Genomic DNA, 17,430 nt, shown 5'->3' with positions numbered 1-17,430 from the left:
TCCGTGCCTCCTCAAAGGGCAATGCTTACTATCACTGGGCACACTCATACGACGCGTCGTCTCCCATGGGAGATGCCGACCCATCGCTGCGCACGATCATCACCCAGATGCAGGCAAATTTCCCCGGGCCGGGAGTAACCTCCGCCTCCGGTGTTTTGGTGGCCTGGAAACCCTCCCCCGGCGCAGAGGTCGACATTTGCCACTTGTAGCTGTCCCCGGGTCTGGGGTCCGGGTTGGTCCACGTGAACCGGGCTTTCCCCGATTCCGTGAACTTACCGACGAGGTTGGTCACGTTCGGAACAGAGCCGTCACCCAAGGCGTCCGGCGGTGGCGCAGAAACCTTCTCCGTGGGTTTAACAACCGGCTCCGGACGGGACGCCCCCAGCACCAGCCCCAGGATCACAGCGACGACGAGGACCGCGCCGCCGGCCACCGCCAGCCAGAGGTTGCGCTTGCTGTGGTCAACCGGAGCTTCCGCGGACGCTTCCTGCACGGCCTGCGGCCTGTTGACCGTGGCGGCGATGTCGGCGTCGCCAGGTCCGCCGGGCCGCGACTCCGTCGCGACGCTCCCCCGCAGCATGGTGCCCTGCGACCAGTCATCGTGCTGCTCCGGGCGGGCCCCCTGTCCGGGGACAGGGCCGGGGACCGGGCTGGGTGCCGGACCGCGGGCGGGACCAGCGACCGGTGCCGCAGGCACGACGGGCGTAAACGCGGAAGGAGCCGCCGGACGCACCCGCGCCGGGAACGTCGGGGCGTGTCCTGTCTGGTCGGGGTCCACGGAGGCGATGCTCCGGACCCGGGTCTCTTCGAAGCCGTCGTCCGGGTGGCTGTCCTCGGCGTGGGCGTCCTCCAGGACCTCGAAGGGGGTGACGGACAGGTTCAGTTCCGCCTGGATCCGCTGCAACGCCAACGCGAAGGCATGGGCCGAGGAGTATCTGGACGCGGCCGACTTGGCCATCGACGTGGACAGCGCCAGCTCCAGCGATTCGGGAACATCCGCCCGCCCCAGCCGCGGCACGGGCGAGTTGGTAATCCGGGAGATCAGTTCACGCTGGGAGTTGTCGGCCCCCGGCAGCACGAACGGCGACCGTCCGGCCAGCAAGGTGTAGAGCGTCGCACCCAGGGCCCAGACGTCCACCATCACGCCGTCCACCGGGCCGTCCCGGAACTGTTCGGGCGGGGACCACGGAATCGACAGCCCGGCGTCTTCGTCGGTGTCGCTGCCGAGGGTGCCGGAAATGCCGAAGTCGGTCAGCGCCGGACGGTTGTAATCGGTCACCAGGATGTTGGCCGGCTTGATGTCCCGGTGGGCAATGCCGGCACGGTGGGCGGTCTCGACGGCGGACGCCACCTGGATCCCGACGGCCAGGACTTCGTCCACGCTGAACCGCTGCCGGCGGTAGCGGACGTCCAGGCTGGGCCGGGAGCAGTACTCCATGGCCAGGTAGGAGTGTCCGTCCTCGGTGACCTCGGCTTCGAAAATGGTCACAATGTACGGGTGCGAGGACAGCTGGGCCATGAGGTTCGCTTCGGATTCAAAGCGTCGCCGGGCACCTTCGGTCTTCAGGTCCGACAGGAGTACCTTGACGGCCACCTTTCGCCGCGGCCTGTCCTGCTCATAGAGGTAGACGTCGGAGAACCCGCCCGAACCGAGCAGGCTGACATACGTGAAGCCGGGAATCGGCGGCGGCGGGGCTACGGGCCGCTTGGAACTCATAGAATCTCCTCGAACCGCAGCGACACATCATCGCCGAGTTCTGCAATATCACCGTCAAGAAGGATGGCCATCTCGTTCTGGGCAAGCCGCCTTGGCGGCTGGCCTTCCCGGACCAGGACTGTTCCGTTGGTGGCCTTGAGGTCGCACAGCATCACATGCCAGCCTTCCAGCCGGACCTCAATATGCGACCGGGAAATGTCGCCGCTGGGGCTTGCCACCTGGACGAGCCGGGGCATGCCGCCGCCCTGGACACGGGACACCGAGGGCTGCCGGCCGATCACGAGTGACTGGTCCAGGTCGATCAGTTCGCCGGTGGACACCCGGACGCGGCCCAGCCGCGGCCGCCGGACCTGCACGGCGTCGGACGCCAGCGCCATGCCGCAGCCGGCGCACTGCGAATGCGTCGGCGGGTTGGCGTGGCCCTGCGGGCAGACGCGGGCCAGGACCATGGGGCCGGTGGCCGGGTCACTTCCGCCGGGCGCGCCCTGCAGTTGGGGGGTGGTCCCGAGTCCGGCGAGGTCGCTCTTCATGATCGTTTCGCCGTCGTGGTCGCCTTCCGGCACCGGAGGCACTGCCGACGGGCTGCCCCAGTCGGGCATGTCACCGGACAGGGGTGAAGCGGATGCGGGAGCGAACGACGGCGGCCCGGACGGCCGCGCGGGCTGCTCACCGCCGGTGTTCCAGGGGACGGAGTCGATCAGCCCGCCGTGCCCGGCGGGGATGAGCGGTTGCGCGGGGGCGAAGGGCTGCGCAGGAACGGCCGGCTCAGCGGCAGGAAGCTGCTCGGGCGCGGCTGCTGCAGGGGATTCGCCTTGCCCGTCGGGGGCGCCTTCCGGGTTTTCCGTTTCCACTGCAGGCTCTTCTTCAGGCTCGTCCCGGACGGCGGCATCCTCGATGCGGCGCATGACGGTCTTTTCCCACAGGTGGTCGTAGCTTCCGGTCAGCTCGTTCGCAGCAACGGGTTCCTGTCCGTCCGTCTCCGGGGAGGCCCCGGGCGCGGACGTGCCGGCCTCTTCCGTGCCGGCCTCTTCCGTGCCGGGCTCTTCCGTGCCGGGCGTGGCGGCGGCCGTGTACTCGAGGTCGTCGTCGGGGAGGCCCATCACCGTCTCGGCCGACGCACCGTGTTCAGCAGGCACGTCGTGGACGGGTTCGGGGACCGGCTCGGGTGCCGGCTCGAGGACCGGCTCGGGTGCCGGTACGGGGACCGGCTCGGGTGCCGGTTCGGGTGCCGGTTCTTCGTGGTGCACGGGCACCTGTTGGGGTACCGGCACCTGATTGAGCACCGCGGCCTCGGCCGGGGCAGGCAGTGCGCCCGCAACGCGGCCCACCGTGAGGCTCTGCAGCAGGACGACCCCCTCCCCCAGCGGGAGTTCGGCAGCGCCGGCAGCGTCCCCAGGAACCGTGACTGTGTACCATTCCGGTTCGCTGAGCCTGCGCTCGGTCCACGTGGTGACGTCGCTGCCGTTCAACTCCACCGGTCCTGCCGCAAGGTGCGCTGTCAGCTCGATGTCGCCGCGGAGGAACACCCGCAGCGAATCCCGCATGTCCACAATGCCGAACCACGGAAGTTGCGCCAGGGAGCCCGCGGAGGCGCTGGTGACCGCGTGAAGCACGTCGTGGACCTCAGGTTCGCCGCCCAGCAACTCCCACAGGGAGTCCACGAGCGCGGGCGGAGTCGCGGGCGCCAGCAGCACGGCGGTCCCGGCCCGGACTACCCCGAGCCAGGTCCCCGGGGTGTAGCTACTTGAGACCATCGCGGCGGCCCTCATCGTCGGTGCCAGCGTCATTCACGGATTCCTGACCCTGAACTGCGTCCGGCTCAGCCGCGGGCCCGGCGGATTCCGGCGAATCCGCGGGCTGCACGGCAACGGCGGCCTCGGGAAGTTCCTCGGTATCCACTTCAGTGCTGTCCTGCACTTCGGCACTCTCCAGGACCTGGGTGCGGGGAAGCGTATCCTCGTCCTCGACGCCCGCGGCGGGCCGGGGCGCAGTGTCTGTTCCGGCGTCGTTCATCACGTTCTTGGCATCCACAACGATCACGGTGACGTTGTCGCGTCCGCCGCTGCGCAGCGCCGCCTGGATGAGGGCGTCCACGGCATCCTGGGGGTGGCCCACCGTGCTCAGAATGCGGAACATGTGGTCGTCGGTGAGCTCCGCATTCAGCCCGTCCGAGCAGATCATGATGCGGTCGCCTTCCTCCACGGGCAGCAGCCAGTAGTCGGCCTCGGTTTCGTCACCGGTTCCCAGGGCCCGGGTCACCACGTGCCGGCGCGGGTGGACGGCAGCCTGCTCCCTGGTGATTTCACCGGAGTCCACGAGCTCCTGGACCTCCGAGTGGTCCACGCTGACCTGCGCGAACTCACCCTGGCTCAGCCGGTAGGTCCGCGAGTCTCCGATGTTCACCACCAGCCAGTACGGGACACCCATCTGTTCCACCAGCACCACGCCGGCGAGCGTAGTGCCTGCCCGGGACCCGGTGGCGGTGCGGATCCGCTCATCGGCGCTGACCAGGTACTGCTGGACGAGGGCGGCCGTGGCCGTCCGCTCTCCCGTAGCCAGCTGCGGCATTCCGGCAAGGGTACGGACGCAGATTCCGCTGGCGATCTCGCCCCCTTCATGGCCCCCCATGCCGTCAGCGACGGCGAACACGGGATCGGAGGCGATGAAGGAATCCTCGTTGAGCTCCCGGCGCAGGCCGCGGTCAGTGCCGTAGCCGCAGCTCAGTTGGAGTCCGGGCTCCCGGCCCGCTTCGGAGGTGGCGGCTGCCTGCTGGGAATTCATGCCTGTCCTAGGTGGAAGGTGCGGTCACCGAAGTGGACGGTGGACCCTGGTCGTACAAAGGCGGGCTCTCCGGCCTGCAAGGCGGTGCGGATGCCGTCCGGCGTGGTGACGGCGCTGCCGTTGGTGGAGTTGCGGTCCGTGACCCAGACTCCCCCGTTGTCCTCACGCAGGTGCAGGTGGGTCTTGGAGATGGAACGGCCGGGGTCCGCCACTGCCAGCAGCTGTGCGACGTCTTCGCCCGGAAAACCGCTGGGGTTCCTGCCGATGAGCGCGGTCCGGTCAAGCTGGAATTCGCGGCCGTCATCGAGCCTGATGCGCAGCACGGCCACCGGTACCGGAACGGTTTGTCCGCGCATTTGGGTGCGGTCGTGGTCGTCGTCGGGGTGGAGGGCCCAGGCCTGGGCCGGGGCCTGGGACGGGGCCTGGGGCGCCGGGTCCTGCAGGGGCTTGGTCTGCACCGGCGCGGGTGCCGGCTGGAAGTGTGTCGGGACGGGCGCGGCCTGGGGCTGGGCCTGTGCCTGGACGGGGACGGGCGCGGAGACGGGCGCGGGGGCCACCGGGGGCTGCCACTGGTTCGGGTTATGGGGTGGCTGCGGGATGGCGGCAGGCTGGCTGAAACCCTGGCGCGGATCCGCGGCCTGCGCGGTGACCGTCTGGCCCGGCCTGACGGCTGCGCCGGCAATCGGTGATGACACCTGCTGCACGGGCGGGAGGTCCAGCGGCGCGAAACTGTACGGGCCCTGGACGCCTCCGGTGGCTACGGGGTTCCGGCCGGCGTTGACATCGAACATGAGCGTCTTGGCCGCTTTGTCGTGCCAGCCCCTGAGCTTGGCGTTCTTGTCCCAGGAGTTGGACACCACCACGAGGAAGGCCCAGGCGATAGCGAGCACGGCCAGCGGCGCGATGATCCACAGCGCGGCCCCGAACCACTTGAAAACCACCACGAGCACCGTGGCAAGCACCAGCAGGAGGATGCCGGCTCCGGTGATGAGGCCCCGCAGGAACAGGGCTCCGGCACCGGGGGCATAGCCGTCCTGGTCCGTGCTGCGGATACCCATGAGCTGGTTGCCGATGGTGTTGCCGGAGCGGCCCTCGATTCCGAGGAGAACCAGTGTGTAAACCACGGCGATGCCCGCCGCAATGCTGCCCAGCAGCACCAGCATGGCCGTGTCGTAAATGATGAAGCCGCCGCTCTGGGTGCGGGTGATGCTGGCAAACCCGATGGTCAGCATCACCACCAGAACCGCTGCCGGCCCCACCCAGTCGAGCACCGCGGCGCCGAGCCGTCGTCCTGCCGCTGCGGGAACGATGTCCAGTTTGCCGCCCATTCCGGTACCTCCCCCTTGTACGTGCGAGCCGTGCGTCTGCACGCCGGCCAAGCGGCCGTCCGGCACAAATACCCCCCGTCCGGGGGCACCCTGCCCATCGGGACCATGTCCGTGGACCACCTGCCCGTGGACCGCCTGCCCCTGGCTCGCTTGCCCGGGCACCGATTGTCCTTGCACCGCTAGTCCAGGCACAGTTTGTCCCCGGAGGCCCGGCCCGGCGGCTTCCGCCCCGGCGTGCGCTACGGGGATACTACCGGGAATCTGGCCGCCGTGCGCGGCGGCCCGCTCCATCAGCTCCCGCTGCGAGTGGTCGATGTTCCGGTCATTGCGGGCGGCCCGGTTGCTGAGCGGCGCGCCGCAGGACGGGCAGAACGCCGCTCCGGGACGTATCAACTGCTGGCAGCGCTGGCAGCGCTCGGCGTCATGCGTCATGGTTCGTTGCGGTTCTCTCGTAGGGTGCGCCTCAGCACGGTCTGTTCAGTGTCCGGACCGGAAGTGTCCGGCCCGGAAGTGGCCGGACCGGAAGTGGCCGGCCCGGAGCCACCGTCCACCCTACCCGCGGGCTCTGCTTTGGCCGTCCGGACCAGCCGGGGTCCCTTGAGCTTGAGCGCTGTCCGGCCGTCAGCCAGGAGTGACCGCGGCGAGAACCGCGCAGCCTGGCGCCGCCAGAATCCCACGGTGGCGGTCATTTCCTTCAGCGAGCCGTCCACAATCGTCCAGTACTCCTGGACCTCCGCCTCGCTTGGCTGGCCGGCGCCGAAAATGGAGGCGTCGGCGCGCCGCGCCAGCAAAGTGGTGGTTCCGGCAGTCGCGGGAAAAGCTTCACCGAGGACGACGGCGGATTCCCGGCGGGTTGCGCGGGTGTCCAGTGCGGCACCCATGTCCGTGGCGAGGCTGACCACTTCATTCCAGCCGCCGCCCACCCGCTGGGCCGGGTGCCCGTCGGAGAACCGGGCCTTGCGGCGACGGCTCTTGAGCAGCGCGATGAGCAGCAGCGGCAGCGCCAGGATGGCGACGGGGATCAAGGCAACGCCGATTGCGGTGAGGATCGGTCCCCAGAACAGCCACGGGTTGTTCTTCTTCTCGTCGGCGTCCAGGGCGTCCGGGGAAGAGTCCGGCGGCAGGTCGGCGGGTTCCTGCGGCGGCGGCGGGGGCTGCAAGACCTGGGGTTTGGGCTTGGACTTGTTCTCGGGATCCGGCGGAATGGGCACGTTGTCCTTGGGCGGGGTGGGGTCGAAGGAGACCCACCCGACACGGTCGAACGCCACCTCCACCCAGGCGTGTACATCCTTGCCGGTGATTTTCACTTCGCCGGCGCCGTTTTCCGGGCTCTTCGGATCCGGGTAGAAGCCCATCACCACCCGCGACGGGATGCCCAGGTGCCGTAGCATCAGGGACATCGCCACGGCGTATTGTTCGTCGTCGCCCAGCATCTGCTTGGCGGTCAGGAGGCTCCGGATGCGTGCCGAGCCGTGCCCTGAGACGCTGGGCAGCTGGCCTTCGTCGATCAGGCCGTTGCTGAAGGCGCCCTTCTTTTGGAAATGCGCCTCGATCTGCCGGACGCGGTCGATCGCCGTGGGGGCGTCGACGGACAGATCGTTGGCCTGCGAACCGACCACCGGCGGAACTTCCTGGGCGTCCGGGAGCGCCACCTTGGCGAAGTCGTACTGAGTGAGCTGGCCGTGTTCCAGCTTCGCGGGGTCGGATACCTGCACGCTGTAGGCATCGCCCTTCGTGAGGCCCTTCGTGGTCACAGCGGTGTCCGTTCCGGAGTTGAAGTAGAGTCCGGAGGCGGCTCCCGAAGACTCCCCGGTGAAGCTGATTCCGGTAGTGCGGCGGCCGCCGGGCAGGAAGTACCCCTGGTAGTCCTCGATGGTGACATCCAGCGTGTAATCGTTGCTGGGGACGACGCCGTCGGAGTCGGCCAGGGTGTTCAGGGACTTGGCATCCCCCACCTTGCTGAAATTGCCGGAGCTATCCGGGTCCATGTTGTAGTTGGTGCCGTTGAAGGCATCCAGGGCCGCCAGGCGGACGCGCCCGTCCCGGGGCAGGCCGCTCACCACAAACAGGTTGTCGTCTTTCTTGTCCTTGACGAAACTACGGAAGCTCGCCAGCGGGGTGATGTAGTCCTTCGGGTCGAACGGCGGAACGATCGTGTTACGGAGAACCGTCCTGTCATCGCTGGCCGTCACGAGCGGCGACGCCACCGCCGTGATGGCCACGCAGGCCGCGATAACGCCCGCGGCGGATCCCAGCCGGCGGACCTTGGCGCGGCGTGCGGTGGCGGCATCGGCGTCCGGGCGGTTGACGGACACCTTGCGGGTGTCGTTGCGCCGGTGTGCGTCGCGGCGGAAGGTTGCCCAGGCCACCGCCACCACCGTCAGGGAGATTCCGCGCTCCACGTTGAGGAAGCCGGCGTTGGTGCTGAAGGCAATGCCGGTAACGAAGAGCACCAGCACCGGCAGGAGCGGCCAGTACGGGCTCTTCAGCCGCCAGGTCATCAGTCCTGCGGCCAGCGCGGTGATGAGTGAGCTGAGGAACGGGACAATGAGCATTCCGCCGGCTGTTCCCACCGGCACACCCACGGTCAGCATGTCCTTCCAGGCAAAGACGACGCCCAGCAGGAGGGTGCGCAGTGACTCGAGAGTGGGAACAAAGCCGGCGACGGCGGCATCAGGCACGGCAAACAGCGTTCCGAGAACGAGGTAGGCGCCCAGCGTCGCCGCGGCTGTGATGAGGGCTCCGAGCCGGAAGTGGGCGTTGGCCGCGGCAATGCCCAGGCCCAGCAGGATGCCGCCGAATCCGGCAATCAGATAATAGGGGTCGCCGCCGAAGCTGAGGCTGAAGCCGAGGACTCCAAGCCCCAGCAGGACCACCAGGGCACCGGCGTCGAGCACGAAATGCCAGGCCGGCTGGCCGTCGCTGAAGGCGGACGTCCGCGACTGCGCGGGCTGCCGGCGCGGGCGGAATGCGGGCGCGGAGCTCATGCAGCCGCCTTTCTCAGGATGATGGCGAGGTCGGACAAGTCCCCCAGCGTCAGGACGGTCAGGTCCGCGATGTTCGCGCGGGCCGGCGCGGCGCCGGTCTCGAGGCGGACGGCGAGGCTGCGCACTCCCGGCGGCACCGAAGCCGCTGCCGAACGGAGCTGGGCCAGGGTGACCCGGCTGCCCATGACAAAGAAAACCACCGAAGCGTTCGGGACGGTGTCCGCCAGCGTCCGGGCAAGGTCGACGGCGGTCTTCCGCATCGGGAAACCGACGATCCTGGTCATGTCGTCGAGCATGTTCCGGCCGGTCTCACAGCGGAGCGGGCCCTTCTGGGTGAGGACGTCGAGTTCGCGCTGTTCCCGGATGGCCTGGCGGCCGATGGACGCGGCGGCGGAAACAGCGAGCTCGAATTCGTGCTCGGAGTCATACTCGTCCGTGTTGATGGAAAGCGAAATGGCGAGGTGGGCGCGGCGCGTCTCCTCGAACTGGCGCACCATGAGTTTGTTGGTCCGCGCGGTGGTCTTCCAGTGGATGTGGCGGCGGTCGTCGCCCGGCACATAGTCACGGAGGGCGTGGAACGACACGTCGGCGCTGGACAGGTCCGTGGTGGGCATGCCTTCGAGGTCGCGGATGAAGCCGGCGGCGGAACCGGCCAGGGCTACGGTCCGCGGGTGCACGTAGAGGTCCTCCGGCTCAGTCCACAGCACCTGGCGCCGCAGCAGGTGCAGGGGGTCGGCCCGGACGGAGCGCACCGGGCCAACTACAATGACGGCCCGCCGCGCGGTGGGGATGGTGAAGAGATCCTCATGGACCTGCTGGGGTTTCATCCGCGGCAGGTGGAAGACGGCGGTGGCTGCTCCCACGGGAAGCTCCAGCGCGGCCGGCAGGAGGGGACGCGCGGAGGTATTGGAGACGGCGATGCTACCGACGGCACTGTCGCCGACGGCCACCCGGGTCCTGGCGAGGTCCAGCACCACGCCGTAGGAGGAGCGCCCCAGGATGAATCCGACGGCAAGGACGAACAGCACGAAGGCGGCCACCGCGGCGGCCTTTGCTTCCTGCCAGCCGTAGGCCTGGCCGACGCTCCACAGCAGGATGGAGGCGGCAAGGACGGACCAGCCGAGGACGCTGACCACCGAGAGGACGGGCCAGGCATACGTCAGCCAGAGTTCCCGGACTTTCGACCAGGCGGGCGCGAGCACCAGGCCCGCCGTGCTGACGGCTTCGGACCACATGGCGGCCGGGTGCAGGCGTGAGGCCTTCCCGTCACCGGAAAACGGCCTTTTCAGGCGGTCAGCAAGCCGGGTCAACGGAGTGCTGCTGGACATATCTGTGCCTTTGTTCGCGCGGTGGATGTGCCGGAATGGTGGGCGGGCACCGCTAGACGGCGGCGCGCTGCTGCGGGGCAGCGACATCGGACAGCACGCGGGCCAATACGGCTTCGGCGGTGGCACCGGAGAATTCCGCTTCCGGGTCCATCACGAAACGGTGCGTCCAGACGACGCTGGCGAGGTCCTTCACGTCGTCGGGCAGGACGAAGTTCCGTCCCTGGCTCGCAGCCCAGACCTTTGCCGCCCGGACCATGGCCAGTGCTCCACGGACCGAGACGCCGAGCCGGGTCTCGGGGGCGTTACGGGTTTCCTCGCACAGCCGTGAAATGTATTCCAGCACGGCGGTGTCCACGTGCGTGGTGGCAGCGAGGTCGGCCATGTCAGCCACCGCCTGTGTGGTGATGACCGCGGAGAGCTCCTTGGACCGGTCCTTGAGGTTGGCGCCTCCCAGCAGCTGCACGGTGGACGCGTGGTCCGGGTACCCGATGGACGTTTTGATCAGGAACCGGTCCAGCTGGGCTTCGGGCAGCCGGTAGGTACCCGCCTGCTCGATCGGGTTCTGCGTGGCCATGACCATAAACGGACGGCCGGCTTCATAGGTTGTGCCGTCCACCGTGACCCGTGACTCCTCCATGACTTCCAGGAGAGCGGACTGCGTCTTGGGCGAGGCCCGGTTGATCTCGTCCGCCAGCACGATGTTGTTGAAGATGGGTCCCTTGTGGAACTCGAACTTCTGGGTCTTCTGGTCGTAGATGGTGACACCCGTGACATCCGAGGGCAGCAGGTCCGGGGTGAACTGGATCCGGTTATTGGACCCCTGCACGGTGGCGGCCAGGGCACGGGCCAGTGAGGTCTTGCCGGTACCCGGCGCGTCTTCGAAGAGCACGTGCCCTTCGGCCAGCATGGCGGTGAAGGTCAGGCGGATGACGTGCGACTTGCCCAGCACAGCCTGTCCTACGTTGGCAACGAGCTTCTCGAACGTTCCTGCAAACCAGTCGGCCTGCTCAGTTGTCATGGTCATGGGTCAATCCTCTTCCGGGTGTCGGCTGACGCGGCGGGCCGATGCCCGCTTCGTCCAGCGATTAGTCTAATTGTTTGCTTGGGCCCTGATTACCCCGGCATTACCGCTTGGGCATGCCGGCCGGCGGGTTTGTGCCCAGGGACGTGGTGTCGCCGCGGGCGAAGTTGCCGCTGGCGGCTCCTGAGGTGAGGTGGTACCAGATCCTGGTGCCCCACTGCACGTAGTAGTCGGCCTGCGCCGTATAGCCGGTGTCGAACCACCGTCCGGGGCTGAGGCACTGGTCCGGGTTAGTGTTCCGGTAGCTGTTCGTGCTGCTATTCGCCTCCGTGCAGGTCCTGACCGGGGTCGCCCTGATGTCCCACGACGTCGGTGCCGGCGGTGGCGGCTCCGCCCCGCTGCGCGAGGTATCGCTGCCGATGCGCCCCGCCTGGCCCGCGCTGATGGCACGGACCCGCAGTGTGTGCGTCTCGCTGAAGCCGACGGTCTTCGAGAACGACCGCTGCCCGGTGTCCTGCCAGCCTCCGCCGTCCAAGCTGTACTGGTAGCCGGTTACGGCCCTGCCGTTACCGCTCGGCTGGTTCCAGTTCCAGGAAACGGTCCTGTCCCCGACGCCGCTGCTGTTGCTGCCCGTCACGGTCGGCGCGAAGGCGAGCCCGTAAGGGTTGACGGTGTTGGACGCAGGGCTTGCGTCACCGGCCGTGGAACTGCGGGACGAAACGGCCCACACAACGACGGCGGTATCCGTGCCGTTGGCAGCCGGGACGACTGCTCCGCCGGCAGCAATGTTTCCGCTGCCGCCGCCCGACGTCAGACGGTACTTGTAGGTGATTTCACCAGGAGTCGATCCGTTGCGCTGGGCATCGGTCAACACCGGGAACCTCACATCGATCCTCCCGCCGTCTCCGCCGGTGTCGACGAGGGCCGCGGTGGGATTGCCCACCATGTCCGGCTTGCCCACCGCCCGGACGGCCGCGGATTGCGCGCTCGTGCCGGAGGTGCCCGCCTTGTTGGTGGCCGACACGGTGAAGGTGTAACCCGACTCGGAGTTGTCCACCGTGACGTTCTGCGACGTCCCGGCGACCTGCTGGGTGGCGACGACGGCCCCGCCCCTCAGCGTGGTCAGTGTGTACGCCGAGATGGCATCGCCGTTGTTGTTCGGCGCCGTCCAGGTCACCCTGAGCTGGCTCTGAGTACCGACGGACTGCGCCGCTGCCGCGCTGGGCGCGGCCGGAGTAACCGGGACGCCGGCAGGGATTTCCGCAGCGGAGTAGGCACTCCACTCGGAGGGTTCCTTGGCATCGTTCCGCGCGAGGACACGCACCTTGTAGGAAACGCCGTTCTGCAGCCCCTTCCACACATAGCTGAGCGAAGTCAGGTTCTGGATCTGGGCGTTCTGCCCGGCCGGAGCAGGTGAGATTTCCAGGTCGTAGGACTTGACGGGCGAGCCCTTGCTGGCCGGCGCCGTCCACGTCACGCTGAGCTGCTTGTCCCCGAACTTCAGCGCAGGGGCAACGGGGGTGTCGGGCTTGACGTCCGGGCGGACTTCGGCCGAAGCCGGGGACCGGTCGGAGTCGCCGAACTCATTCGTGGCCGTCACCTGGAAGTGGTACTTGGTGTTGTTGGTCAAACCCGTGAGCGTGCACGAGTTGGCCGGGCAATCCTGCTTGTAGCCGCCCTCGCCGTAGACCGTGTACCTGGTAATGGGTGAGCCTCGGTCCGCCGGCGCGGTCCAGTTCAGCAAGGCCGTCTGATCGCCGACGCTCTGCGCCTGCGGCGTGGCCGGGGCCAGCGGCTTGTCCTTGACCGTCAGGCGGATGCGCGCCGTGGCATGCCGGGAGGTCTCCCCCGTCTTGTCCTCCACGGTGTAGGCCACCACGAGTGTTCCGGTGAAACCGGAAGCAGGCGTCACGTTCACGTCACCGCCAGCCACCTCGACGTTGCCGAGTCCGGTTTCGACGCCGGCCTCCACGATTTTCAGCGGCGTCTCCGGGAACGGGTTGGAGTCGTTTGCCAGCACGTTGATGGACACGGTCTTGCCCGCCGCCGCGTTGGGTTCAACGTCGTCACTGGCCACGGGCTTGGGCCGGTTGGAAGAGATAACGGCCAGCTGGAACGCGGCAGTGGTCTCGAGTCCCCGGGGATCCTTTGCCCTGACCTGCACGGTACCGCCAGTGCCTGTGGCCATGGCACCGTCGACTGACGCTTTGAGGGCCTTGCCGTCAATGCGGGCGTTGAAGCCGGCGGGGCCGTCGCCCACCAGCTCATACTTCATGTTGTCCACGTCGTCCCGGTCGGGGTCCGAGGTCAGCCGGCCAAGGTCCAGCTCCGCGGACTCCCCCTTCGGCACGTCCACCGAGCTTCCCAGCAGGGTGGGCGGGTTGTTCCGGTTCGGGTCCGGCAGGACCTTGGTCCGGATGCTGAGGGTCGATTTCAGGCCCTGCGGATCATCCGGGCCGGTGCCGTCCGTGACTTCAAAGCTGATGGAGCCGGGCCCCACATAGTCCTGGCCAGCGGTGTAGCTGATCGCAGTGCCGTTGCCGGCAACAGGGTCGCCGCCGTCGGATCCGATGAGCTTGATCCGGTCTGTCTGGGTCAGTCGCGGGGACTTTCCGTCGCGGACCTTCACCCATTCCTTCAGGTCGACCGTTACCGACTGGCCGGCAACGACCTCGAGCACCTCGTCCTTGGCAAGCGTCGGCACTTGCTGGCCGATGCCCGGCACCCAGATGATGGCGGTGGATTTCTGGCCGTCCACGTCCTCCACCGTGTACGGAATCAGCTGTGGCTGCTCGGTCAGCTCCACCACCATGTTTCCGTCGGTGCCGGGCCGGGCGGTGGTGGCCTCCGTGGCGATCTTCAGGTTCTCGCCCACGCCGTCCGGATCCTCGTCGTTCTTCAGTACGGGCACGTCAACGGCGGTCTTGCCCAGGGTCTGCGCGGAGGTCACGCGGTCGTCCCGTGCGATGGGTGCCTGGAGCGGAACGTCACCGCGGACGTTCACCCGGATGGTGGCCTGGGCCGACGCTCCGCGGTCGTCGACGATCGTGTAGCGGACGTTGACGGTGCCCTCGCTCGCCGGAGCCTGCAGGAGGATTCGTCCGCTGGCCTTGCTCACGGTTGCCTGGAGTTCCGCGGGCGCCTCGATGCCGTCGGCCACAATGCCGATGGGGTCGCCGTCGGGGTCTGTGTCGTTGCCCGCCGCGTCCACCGCGATCTGGCGCCCCGGACGGACCTGGACGTCGTCGTCAACGGGGGTGGGTTTCTGGTTCGCGTCGCCCCGCGGGGCAATGCCCACGGTCACTGTGCCGGTATTGACGGCCCCCTGCCGGTCCACCACCTTGTAGCGGAAGGTGTCCGTGCCGGCGCCGTCGCCGGCAGCGGTGAAGTCGATGAAGTTGCTGCCTACGGTCGCGGTGCCCATGTTGGGGGTGCTGTCGATTCCGGTCAGCTGCACCGAGTCACCGTCGGGATCGATCCCGTCCAGTTCCACCGGGATGCGGACCGAGCCGGCCGCCACCACCCTCGCCGTCAGGTTCTTCGGCTGCGGCCGGGAGTTCTCGGCGCCTTCCAGCGGCAGGATGTGGATGGTGACGGCCGCGGCGCTCTTCTGGCCCTGCGGGTCGACCGCGTTGTAGATCGCACGGACCGTCTTGGGCTGGGACCCGGCGATGAAGCGCAGCGTGTTTTCCGAGACGAAGCTCTTGCCGTCCTCCGCCGGTACTGCCTGCGGCAGCACCGGGTCCACAGTCAGTTTCTGGCCCTGCGGATGGGTGTCGTTGGCCAGCACTGGAATGGTCACGACGTCGTTCACGCGGACGTTTACTTCGTCCGGTTTCGGTTGGGGCGCTTCGACGACGGCGGGCGCCGGCACCGGTACCACGGAGACACTGCCGGTGGCGGACTTCCGTCCGTTGGACATCGTGTACTGGAAGGTGAACGGTTCCTTGGTGCCCAGCACGTCAGTAATACGAAGAACGCTGTGGTCGATCACGCTCACCGATGCCGTGGTGTTCTCCGGAAGCTGGACCGACTGCAGCACCAGCACGCCGCCGGAGGGGTCGGAGTCGTTGGCCAGGGGGTCCAGGAGCACGCTTCCGCCGGTCGGCATCAGCGCCACGTCATGGACAGCCACGGGATCGCCGGTGTCCTTGCCGGACTCCACATCCACGCGGATGAGTCCCTGGCTGCTTTGTGGGCCGTTGCTGGCGATGTAGGTCAGGTACACGGGGCCGGCGGTCTCGCTGCGGAACGTGAAGGTTCCGCCGTCGGTGACGGGGCCGAGTTCGGCCGGTCCGGAGGCTTCCACCTGGGCGAGCCGCAAGGCGCCGCCGTTGGGGTCGACGTCGTTCTTCAGCGGCGCGATCAGCAGGTCCTGGCCGACGACGGCCGTGACATGGTCCGCGTTGACCACCGGCGCGAGGGCGCCCGGCGGCTGGACGTTCACCACTACCTGTCCGGTGGTGGTGTCGCGGCCGTCCCACACGGACACCGTGACGGTCTTCTTGCCGGGTGCGGCCCCCGAATCCTGGTAGGTGAGCAGCCCGTCACGGCGGACCTTGACCTGGTCCTGCTCGTTGTCTGCCTTGGCGTCCAGCAGCACGAGGTCGTCGCCGTCGGGGTCCGCCCAGTCGGTGAGGATGTTCTGGCTGACGGTCTTCCCCTGCTCCACCAGCATGGTGGTGGGCTCGCCGCGTTTGAAGACGGGGGGCTTGTTTTCGTCGGGACCCACGACGTTCAGGGAGACCTGCCCGCCGGCGGAGAGGCCCCGGCCGTCGGCCGCGTTGTAGCTGAAAGTTTCGGAGCCGGGCTTGGCGTCGGCCGGAACCGTGATCTGGAAAGCCGTTCCGCCGTAGATGTTCTGGAGCGTGCCTGAAGCGGGCCCGGAGCCCCCGACGGACGCCGTCAGGACGTCACCGTCGGGGTCGGAGTCGTTGTCCAGGACGGGGAGGATGGTGGTTCGCCCCGGCCGGACGCCGACGGTGTCAGCCTTGGTTTCCGGCGGCCGGTTGGGCTTGGTCCGGTCCGGCAGGATGTTGATGGTGTTGTTGTCCGCCGATTCCTGGTCCTGGTCATCGGACTGGTTCTTGGGCGGGATGACGTCGTCCCAGTTGTTGACCAGCTGCATGTTCTGGTTCACCAGCCACACATTGCCCGAATTCACATCGTTCAGCACCACCAGGTCCCGGTTCACCCGGAACACATACGACGGCGACGCACTCGCCTTCGGCACCTCAACATTCTTATCATCAGCATCATTCACACAGTCCCGGACATACTTATTCGCCCCCGACCACGCCGCATGCACACACCCGCCCAGCTGCACCGGAGCCGCCGGAACACCCTCACCACCAAACGACACCGTCTTCGCCGTCGACCCATCCAACGGCTGCTTCAACAACGCCTTCCGCGTCGCCACCGCCACCACATCCGACTCCGGACCCGACAGCTGCAGCTTCGCCTCCTGCGCATCCGCCACATCCAGCGCACGCCCGCCCGGCAGGAACAACTTCCCCCGCCCGGCATCCAGCACCACCGGCCGATCCCCCACCACAGCCAACTGCAGATCCCCCGCACCCTTCAACCCGTCCCACGTGGAGGACTCGGTGGAAGTCACCACACCATTGGCATCAACCACCGTCACCGTCACCGCACCGGTCTTCGGATCAGCACTGTAAATCCGGTCATCCGCACCCACAGCAGACACCAGGCCCTCCGAACCGGCCAGCACCGGCTCCGTGGACTCCTCATCAAAACCATTAACCGTCGAGGGCGACAACGCCCACACCTTGCCCTTGGCCGGATCCGTCACCGAAATAACCCCGGAACCAAAACTCACCTCAGCCGCACCCGGCAACTGCTTATCCCCGCCCAACTGCATATTCGCCGGCGACACCTGATTCAACGTCGAACCGGTCTCATCATCGACAAACACATCACCGGAATTCTGCAGAATATCGAACGTAGTACTCGCCGGAGTCACCGCACCATCCAGCACACGCGACGGATAATTCAACCGCCCAACAGCATTCCTGGCCTTACTCACCACCCACACACCGCCGTCGTTCAACTCCACCTCAGTGGTCTTAAACCCCGGATAAATCACCGCACCCGCCACCAACGCAGCACCGGCCACCGCAAAAACCGTGCCCGAAACCAACTTCCTGCGGCGTTCCCTGAGACCCAGCTTGCCGAACAGAGTTGTCACAAGTTTTCAAATCCCTCAAAATCGCAGCCGCCCCCAGGGCAGCGTTTCCAAAGACCCGGT

Annotated in this window: 8 protein-coding genes; all 8 read right to left on the bottom strand. The window is 67.7% G+C overall.

Annotated elements, in window-relative coordinates:
- Positions 1-31: 31 nt before the first annotated feature.
- The 8 genes from PV761_RS01055 to PV761_RS01020 all read right to left on the bottom strand — a co-directional run bounded on the left by PV761_RS01055 (position 32) and on the right by PV761_RS01020 (position 17,370).
- Complete coding sequence (locus PV761_RS01055) at positions 32-1,717, bottom strand: serine/threonine-protein kinase (protein WP_347893658.1); 1,686 nt, start codon at positions 1,715-1,717, stop codon at positions 32-34.
- A complete protein-coding gene (locus tag PV761_RS01050) occupies positions 1,714-3,504 on the bottom strand; it encodes an FHA domain-containing protein (protein ID WP_347893656.1) in 1,791 nt (596 codons plus the stop codon). The genes PV761_RS01055 and PV761_RS01050 overlap by 4 nt, the downstream gene beginning before the upstream one ends.
- Positions 3,458-4,498, bottom strand: a complete 1,041-nt coding sequence (locus PV761_RS01045; protein ID WP_347893654.1) for a protein phosphatase 2C domain-containing protein — start codon at positions 4,496-4,498, stop codon at positions 3,458-3,460. The genes PV761_RS01050 and PV761_RS01045 overlap by 47 nt, the downstream gene beginning before the upstream one ends.
- Positions 4,495-6,258, bottom strand: coding sequence for an RDD family protein (locus PV761_RS01040; protein ID WP_347893652.1), 1,764 nt, complete (start codon positions 6,256-6,258; stop codon positions 4,495-4,497). Before PV761_RS01040 ends, PV761_RS01045 begins: the two co-directional genes overlap by 4 nt.
- Complete coding sequence (locus PV761_RS01035) at positions 6,255-8,813, bottom strand: transglutaminase domain-containing protein (RefSeq protein WP_347893650.1); 2,559 nt, start codon at positions 8,811-8,813, stop codon at positions 6,255-6,257. The genes PV761_RS01040 and PV761_RS01035 overlap by 4 nt, the downstream gene beginning before the upstream one ends.
- A complete protein-coding gene (locus tag PV761_RS01030) occupies positions 8,810-10,141 on the bottom strand; it encodes a DUF58 domain-containing protein (protein ID WP_347893648.1) in 1,332 nt (443 codons plus the stop codon). Before PV761_RS01030 ends, PV761_RS01035 begins: the two co-directional genes overlap by 4 nt.
- A 52-nt stretch (positions 10,142-10,193) precedes the next feature.
- On the bottom strand, positions 10,194-11,165 hold the full coding sequence (locus tag PV761_RS01025) for a MoxR family ATPase (RefSeq protein ID WP_028272888.1): 972 nt from the start codon (positions 11,163-11,165) through the stop codon (positions 10,194-10,196).
- A 100-nt stretch (positions 11,166-11,265) separates the two neighbouring features.
- Positions 11,266-17,370 carry an Ig-like domain-containing protein gene (locus PV761_RS01020; RefSeq protein WP_347893646.1) on the bottom strand — a complete coding sequence of 2,035 codons (6,105 nt, stop codon included), beginning with the start codon at positions 17,368-17,370 and terminating at the stop codon, positions 11,266-11,268.
- Positions 17,371-17,430: the final 60 nt, after the last annotated feature.

Source organism: Arthrobacter sp. CC3, assembly GCF_039907775.1.
Classification (GTDB): Bacteria; Actinomycetota; Actinomycetes; order Actinomycetales; family Micrococcaceae; genus Arthrobacter.
The sequence above is the reverse complement of the archived record's forward strand: the minus strand, read 5'-3'. Positions and strand labels throughout refer to the sequence as shown.